The sequence below is a fragment of the Streptomyces sp. NPDC053673 genome (assembly GCF_055585225.1).
The window spans coordinates 1-7,028 of record NZ_JBVJKN010000072.1; the positions used below are offsets into that span (position 1 = coordinate 1).

Genomic DNA, 7,028 nt, shown 5'->3' on the forward strand with positions numbered 1-7,028 from the left:
TTGAGCACGGTCACTCCGGCAGCGGCGGCCACGGCGGTTATCGCCGCGGTGAGCTTGATCCTGCTCGCGCGCTTGTGAGTTGCCATGAAGAGGGGTCTCCTCGTCATCATTTGTGGGGGGATTGGCTTCCGGAAGGAAAATCTCCGGCGGCTGGTTCGAGATCCTGACCAATTGATGTGCTCGCATCAAGACCTTCACACGGCTGCGGCTTGATCAATAGAAGTTCAGAGTGCGAAATCGGCCAGGTCCACAAGTCGGACTCCCGGTCGAACTTCCTCCACACACAGGGAACTTCAGTCAAGAAGATGCGTCCATTGGGGTAACTGCCGCGTGACCATGGAGAGTGCGGGTACACGTGCGCGCGCACACCGGGACGCGGGAAACCCTGGGCCTGTCCGGCCGGAAGGGAGCGGAGGAGAGGAAGGGGCGGCTCTTCCCTTCGGGCAGGATCGGCCTGATCCGAAAGAGCCGGCGTCAGAAGGCGTCGACATCAGCCCGGGCGGTCTCTGCGGACCACCTTGTCTCGGGGCGCGCCCCCGAAGGCCGTCACCGAGAAGGGGGCTCGGCTTGTGGACTGCCTCGCGAGCGAGGGCGAACTGATACGCGTTGAGCCAGTAGGGCGCAATCAGCGCTCGGATGGTTGCTTCTCGACCTATGCGCCGTTGAGCCCTCGCACGTGCGGCACCGCCACGAAAGAACCCCCGCCGCGAGCTGCCGAGGAGCACAAGCGTGGCGAGCGCCGGCGCCCACCTCGATGACGACCCCCGCTCCCTGCAGCGCTCGGTCATCCGACTGCCCGGCGGTGAGACACATGCCCCGTGACTGAACCCTGCTGGTCCTGTCGTGCAAGCCGTCCGGCTACTGCCCCATTGACATCCTCACCCGACCGAAGGACGGACAGCCCCAAACGCACCACCTTCCTACCTGGCTGCTGCAATGGGACTGGAGGAACCCGACCGCTCCCCCCGTCACCGCTGCACTCGCACGAGTCCTCAGCCTGCCCGAGTCGGCCAAGACTGCTCGCACCACTGCCGGCCGTCGCTCCGGCTCCCTGCTCATCGTCACCTCGTAGCCGGGCAGGCCGCCCTCCGCCGGCCGCTCCAGCATCTGCAGCCGTGTCTGGTCCCGGCTGTTCCCCGTGGGGGCCGTCTCCGCGAGCCTTGCAGTCGTCGACGGTGCGGCCGGGGCGGACCAGCTTGTGAGGGTTGCCGGTGGCAATTGTGCTGATGGGCTCGTGGAGGGACTGGACCGTGCGGTTGTTCCGCATTCCATGAGCGCCTCGGGCGTGGTCCACGGTCGTGGTTCCAGCCTGCGCCCGGGCGGCCTATCCAGACCAATCGCCCACTCTGCGCGGCGGCGCTGCCCCGCTCGTGTGCAGGGCGGGCGCCGTGACCGGGCGATCGTCAACGCGTCCATCACGTGACTCCGCCGCTTGGAGGTATGTCCCGGAATGTGCTCTTGGTCGGTTGATGGTTTGCTGCTCGGTGGCGGCGGCCGGGCTGTCCGGTGCGCCGTTCGTCTGTGTTTTCCGGAGAGCTCAAGGAGGAGTTCCGCATGTCCGTGTACACCCCTCAGCAGATCAGCCAGCCGCAGATCCAGCAGCCGTACGGGCAGCAGCAACTGTTCGGCCAGCAGATCGCCGGGCCGCAGCAGCAGCTCGCGCAGGTGGTCCAGCAGACGATCCAGCAGGCCTGCCAGCAGGCGAGCCAGCAGATCGCGCAGCGCATGCAGCAGACGCTGCAGCAGATCCAGCAGGTCCAGCAGCAGCTGCAGCAGCAGGGCTTGGCCCACCAGGCCCACCCGTACCTGGCTGTCGCGCTGCACCACACCCTGCTCCAGGGCGTGCGCAGCGCGGTGGAGCAGTCCGTGCAGCAGGCGCTGCCTATCGCGATCATGACGCTGGTGCAGCAGGGTCAGCAGGGCCAGCAGCAGTGGAGCGGTGGTTACGGCCAGCAGCAGTTCGGCCAGTTCCCGGGCCAGGGCGCCTTCGGGCCGCAGCCGCAGTTCGGACAACTGTCGCCTATGGGCATGTGAGCCCCCGGCCGGGCGGCGCCCGTTTTCTCCCTGTAGGGGAGCGGGCGTCTGCCCGGCCGCATGTCGCGCCGGGGTGAGGCAAAGGCGCGGCGGGCCGCTGGCCGGGGAGCTCATGGACGCCCGCTTCCCGGCCGGCCACGGAAGACCCGGGGCGTACGACGACGCTTTACGTTGAGATGGCGGTTGGCTGAATGAGTGAGCAGGGCGGCAACGGTGTGAAGCCGGGCAACGGCAAAGCCGGAAAGACCGCGCGTGCGCAGGGCGCGGCGGGTGAGGCCGGGCAGCCGGTGGCGGCTGCGGGCGGGGCCGGTGAGCCGGCCGGACGAACGGCCGGGGAGGCGCAGGCGCCGGGTTACCAGGGTCGGGGTGTGCGGGCGGGGTGGGGCCGGTATCTCGTGGCGCCGCGCCCGCTCGGGCTGCTGGGCGGTGGGGTGCCGCCGATCGAGGCCTCGGCGCTGTTCAAGCTGTTGGAGGAGGACCCCGATGTGGAACCGGTGGCGCAGGTGCAGCCGTCCCGTTCCCGCGGGTTGGGGGCGATCGCGGAGCCACACCCGGCCTGCCCGCCCATCGCGGTGGTGAAGATGCCCCAGGAGCGGGCCCACGCCCTGGCGGCGAACCCGCAGGTGGTCGTGGAGATCGACCAGCCCCTGTCCTACACCCCCACCCCGCCGGTCGGCTTGGGCCCGGTGCCGGTACTGGATCCGATGCTGGTCGTCACGCTGGAGGAGCCCGAGCAGCTTACGCTGCGGGTGGTGGGCGGTGAGGGGGATGCGGTGGCCGGGGCGCACGTGTGGGCGATCGGCACCGGTGGCCCGGCCCATGGCATCACCGGCCCGGACGGACGCGTCACCCTGTCCCTGGCCGCGGACACCCCGGAGACCCTGCAGGCCCTCTACGTGCGTCCGGTGGCCGGCTACTGGCCGGCGCGCACCGGGAGCCCCCAACCCGCGGGCAGCGGAGAAGCGGTGGTGACGGTGCAGGCTCTGTCGGAGACGTTCGAGGGCTTCCCGGGCCGGGCCATCACTGGCTGGGGTGCACAGGCGATGCGGCTCAACCAGATCCCGCCGACCTACCGCGGCCACGGCATCAGGATCGCGCTGCTCGATTCAGGGGTGAACACCGCCCACCCAGACCTCAGGGACACGGTCAAGCACGGGCACGACTTCACCGGCGCCGGAAACGGCACCTGGGGCCTCGATGTGACCGGGCACGGCACCTTGTGTGCTGGCATCATCGCCGCGGCGGACAACAACGCCGGCATCGCCGGGATCGCGGCGGAGGCCGAGGTGCATGCGCTGAAGCTGTTTCCCGGCGGGCACCTCAGCGACCTGATCGAAGCGGTCGACTACTGCATCACCCACGACATCGACATCGCCCAGATCAGCCTCGCCTATGGCGCACGCTCCCAGCTGGCCGCCTGGAAACTCGCCGATGCGCACGCCGCCGGGATCACGGTCATCGCCCCGGCGGGGGATACCGCCGGGCCGCTCACCCAGCTCGCCACCCTCCCGGGGGTGCTGGCGGTGGGGGCGCTCGCGCATACCGGCACCTACCCCACGAGCAGCCCGCTCACTGCAGTGCAGCCGCCGTGGCCCGGCCCGTACCCGGCTCCGTTCACTCCGACCGGTCCGGGGGTGGACCTGGTCGCGCCCGGCGCAGCGGTGATCACCACCGCACTCGGTGACGGCTACGCCGCGGTCGACGGCACAGCGATCGCCGCCGCTCACGTCACCGGCCTGGCGGCCCTGCTGCTGGCCCACCACGACCATCTGCGCACGCAGGTGGTGCCGCGAACCGCGGCACGCGCCGACCGCCTGTACATGCTGCTGCGCACCGCCTGCCAGCCGCTGCCCGGTACGGATCCCCGTACGGGCGCGGGGGTCGCGGACGCGCCTACGGCGCTGGGTATCCCCGCGAGCTGGCAGCAAGCCGAGCAGTACACGCCGGCCGGAGTGTGGGGCTGACGGCACGACGCCTTCACAGACCTCCGCCCCCCTTTCGGCCCTGCCGCCATCGGGCCGTGGGGGGCGGAGACGGCGGCCGGGTCCGGTCAGCCGAACAGGTCACGCATGCGGATCTGGCAGGAACCCGCTGGTGGGGTGTGGGTTCTGAGGCGGGGAGGCACGTGGGTTCGTGCGCGACGTGTCGGGCAAGATGGGGCTCCAATTGGTTGGGGAGGCCGCGGGGTGGGTTACGAATTGCAGGCAGTGATCGCGGCAGACGAGTTGCTGCATGTCGCGTCGCGGGAGGTTCCTGGAGCCCGAGTGGTGCCTCTTCGACAGGGCCTGTCGCTGATGCCGATGACCGATGAGGTCTTCGACGTCGTCACAGACGGCAGCGACGGAGGGGATCTGGGGTTCTGGAAGCTGCCGGGAGGCTTCGAGACGCTGCTCGCCCAGTGGTCCTCAGCAGGACCGGTCGCCTTTGTGGAAGCCGAGTATTTCGGCGGAGTCGGCGAGCAACGCGCCGCCGTCTGGGCTGACGGCTCGCTGGCACTGGGACCACTGGATGAGCCCGAAAAGAAGCGGTTCTCGCGGGCAGTCAGCCCGATCTCGCAGGCATTGCGGCGGCTTGGCGCACGAAAGAGCCTGGGCGAGGACGAGTTCGATGCCGTGGGACTGGACCGTCACCGAAACAACGAGGACTGGATCTCGTCCAGCACCGGCTAGTGCGTTGTCCGTGATGGTCGGCCGCACCCTCACGGACAGCGCACTACTGAGGTTTTCGGCCTGGGGTGACGGTGATCTCGCTGGTGGGTGTGTCCCGGTTTCATGCGATATCCCGATGGGGTGGCCTGACCGCGAAGCAGCGGACTCAGCGGGAGCAAGTGCGGTTCGAGGCTGCCGAGTTATTCGCGCAAGGTGTGGCGCCGCCGCAGGTCGCACGGCGATTACGGGTCTCCCGCAAGTCCGCGTATGCCTGGCACGCCCGCTGGCGGGAGGGCGGCGTTGAGGCGCTGCGGTCCCGGGGACCGTCCGGGCGGCCGTCGCGGATGAAGCCCGGCTGGCGGGAGTGGCTGGCCGCCGAGCTGGAGAAGGGGCCGGCCGCGCACGGCTGGGTGGAGGACCAGCGGTGGACGCTGGCACGCATCGCCACGGTGATTGCGCGGCGTTTCCACGTGCGGTTCAGCCCGGCGCAGACCTGGCGCATCTTGCACCAGATGGGCTGGAGCGTGCAGGTCCCGCAGCGCCGGGCGGCCGAACGCGACGAGGACGCGGTGGCCACGTGGATCAAGGAGACGTGGCCCCGCGTGGAAAGACGGTGAGGGACCAGGACGCATGGCTGTGCTTCGCGGACGAGGCCGGCCAGGTGCTGAGGCCGCCGAAAGCACGGACCTGGTCCCGGCGCGGCCACACGCCCCGTGTCACTGTCCGGGGCGGGGGCTCGGGGCGTATCTCACTCGTCGGCCTGGTGTGCCGCAGGCGGAGCCGGCATACCCGGCTCATCTTCCGGATGCTGGTGCACCACGGCCGCAAGGGCGAGCGGAAGGGCTTCCGGGAGAAGGACTTCGCCGCGTTACTGGACGCGGCTCACCAGCAGCTTGGCGGGCCAATCGTGCTGGTGTGGGACAACTACACCCATCACGTCGACGCCGCGATGCGTGAGCTGATCGAGGCCCGCGGCTGGCTGACCGTCTTCCGCTTCCCCGCTTACGCGCCGGACCTCAACCCGGCCGAGGGGGTGTGGGCACACCTGAAGCACAGCCTGGGCAACCTGGCCCCGTGCAGTCTCGACCAGCTCGCCGCACTGGCCCGAACCCGCCTGAAACGGATGCAGTACCAGCCCGACCTGCTCGACGGATTCATCGCCGAAACCGGACTCATCCCAGCCCCGCCATGACGTCACCCCGAACCGAAAACCTCAGGAGCTGAAAGGGGTTGCCCTCTTCCCTCCGATACGGTGCTGCCATGTCTCGATCAAGCGAAACCGGATCAGTCTTGTCTCCCGTCACCGCGGACGACGTCGACCTTGCCGTGCGGCTCGCCGTGGGCATCCTTCGGGACGCACCCGCGGAGGGGTGGGGCGGTAAGGCCGGTTCGCTGGAGTGGGACTGCTGGGAGACCGTCGAGCACCTTGCCAACGACTTGGTCTACTACGCCGTGCAGCTGGGGCCGCAGAGCCCGCCGCTGGACACCCATGTGCCTTTCGCGTTGAGCCAGAAGAGGCCGGACGGACCCGCGGTCTTCCTCTTCGCGGACCGTGATGCGGGTCCGGCCGGCCTGGTGCAGGTGCTGGAGGCGAGCGGCGCGCTGCTGGTCGCCATGGTGCGTACGAGGCCTCCCCGGGTCCGCGCCCACCACGCCGCCGGGGTGTCGGACCCCGAAGGCTTCGCGGCGATGGGGGTGGTGGAGACGCTGGTACACATGCACGATCTGGCGGAAGGCTTCGGGCTTGCCTGGACCCCGCCCTCCGCTCTCTGCTCGCGGGTGCTCGCCCGTCTGTTTCCAGAAGCTCCGGGCGGCGCGGATCCCTGGCTCACCCTGTTGTGGGCCACCGGCCGCGCCGAACTGCCGGGGCACCCTCGTCTCACCAAGTGGCGCTGGGCCAGCACACCGCGGTCATAGGAGCGGATCGGCCTCAGCCGCGGCCAGGCTGATGATCGTGCCCCTACCGCGGCGAGAGCACACCGGGCCACGTGCGCAGTCGACCACGGCCTTGAGTACGGCCAGGCCATCGGTGCTGGTCGCGGGGCGGCCAGGGATCGATGTCAGGCGGAGGCGTCGTCGTGTACGTCGACGGGAGGGGGCAAAGTGCGGACGCGCTCGCGCAGGTCGCTGACGCTGTGGGTGGATCGGACGGCGAGCAGTCCGTCGAGGCGGGTCAGCCGTGCCCGGGCGGTGGAGCGCAGGCGGCTAGGCGGGGCGCGGTCGAGGACGTCGAGTGCGCGCTGGGCGGCGTCTGGAAGCGTTCGGCGGCCCGCCGCAGAGTCCAGCCGTCCTCGACCACGCAGCGGGCAAGACGCAGACGGCCGGTCTCGGTCAGGGGTGCATTAC

Annotated in this window: 4 protein-coding genes and 1 pseudogene; all 5 read left to right on the plus strand. The window is 69.9% G+C overall.

What is annotated here, in order from left to right; all coding sequences use genetic code 11:
* The first annotated feature begins 1,554 nt into the window (after positions 1 to 1,554).
* The 5 genes and pseudogenes from ACZ6ZQ_RS38195 to ACZ6ZQ_RS38215 all read left to right on the plus strand — a co-directional run bounded on the left by ACZ6ZQ_RS38195 (position 1,555) and on the right by ACZ6ZQ_RS38215 (position 6,599).
* Positions 1,555 to 2,034, plus strand: coding sequence for a hypothetical protein (locus ACZ6ZQ_RS38195; protein ID WP_469773143.1), 480 nt, complete (start codon positions 1,555 to 1,557; stop codon positions 2,032 to 2,034).
* A gap of 191 nt (positions 2,035 to 2,225) precedes the next feature.
* Positions 2,226 to 3,998, plus strand: coding sequence for a S8 family serine peptidase (locus tag ACZ6ZQ_RS38200; RefSeq protein WP_469773144.1), 1,773 nt, complete (start codon positions 2,226 to 2,228; stop codon positions 3,996 to 3,998).
* 222 nt (positions 3,999 to 4,220) lie between these two features.
* Positions 4,221 to 4,703 (plus strand): hypothetical protein, encoded by a 483-nt coding sequence (locus tag ACZ6ZQ_RS38205; RefSeq protein ID WP_469773145.1) that lies wholly within the window; start codon positions 4,221 to 4,223, stop codon positions 4,701 to 4,703.
* 102 nt (positions 4,704 to 4,805) lie between these two features.
* A pseudogene (locus ACZ6ZQ_RS38210) lies at positions 4,806 to 5,874 on the plus strand (IS630 family transposase).
* 68 nt (positions 5,875 to 5,942) lie between these two features.
* A complete protein-coding gene (locus ACZ6ZQ_RS38215) occupies positions 5,943 to 6,599 on the plus strand; it encodes a hypothetical protein (RefSeq protein WP_469773146.1) in 657 nt (218 codons plus the stop codon).
* Positions 6,600 to 7,028 lie beyond the last annotated feature (429 nt).

What these genes read in the sequence shown, in the direction of transcription:
- ACZ6ZQ_RS38215 (WP_469773146.1), top strand. Translation starts at nt 5,943, where the DNA reads ATGTCTCGATCAAGCGAAACCGGATCAGTCTTGTCTCCCGTCACCGCG.
- ACZ6ZQ_RS38200 (WP_469773144.1), top strand. Translation starts at nt 2,226, where the DNA reads ATGAGTGAGCAGGGCGGCAACGGTGTGAAGCCGGGCAACGGCAAAGCC.
- ACZ6ZQ_RS38195 (WP_469773143.1), top strand. Translation starts at nt 1,555, where the DNA reads ATGTCCGTGTACACCCCTCAGCAGATCAGCCAGCCGCAGATCCAGCAG.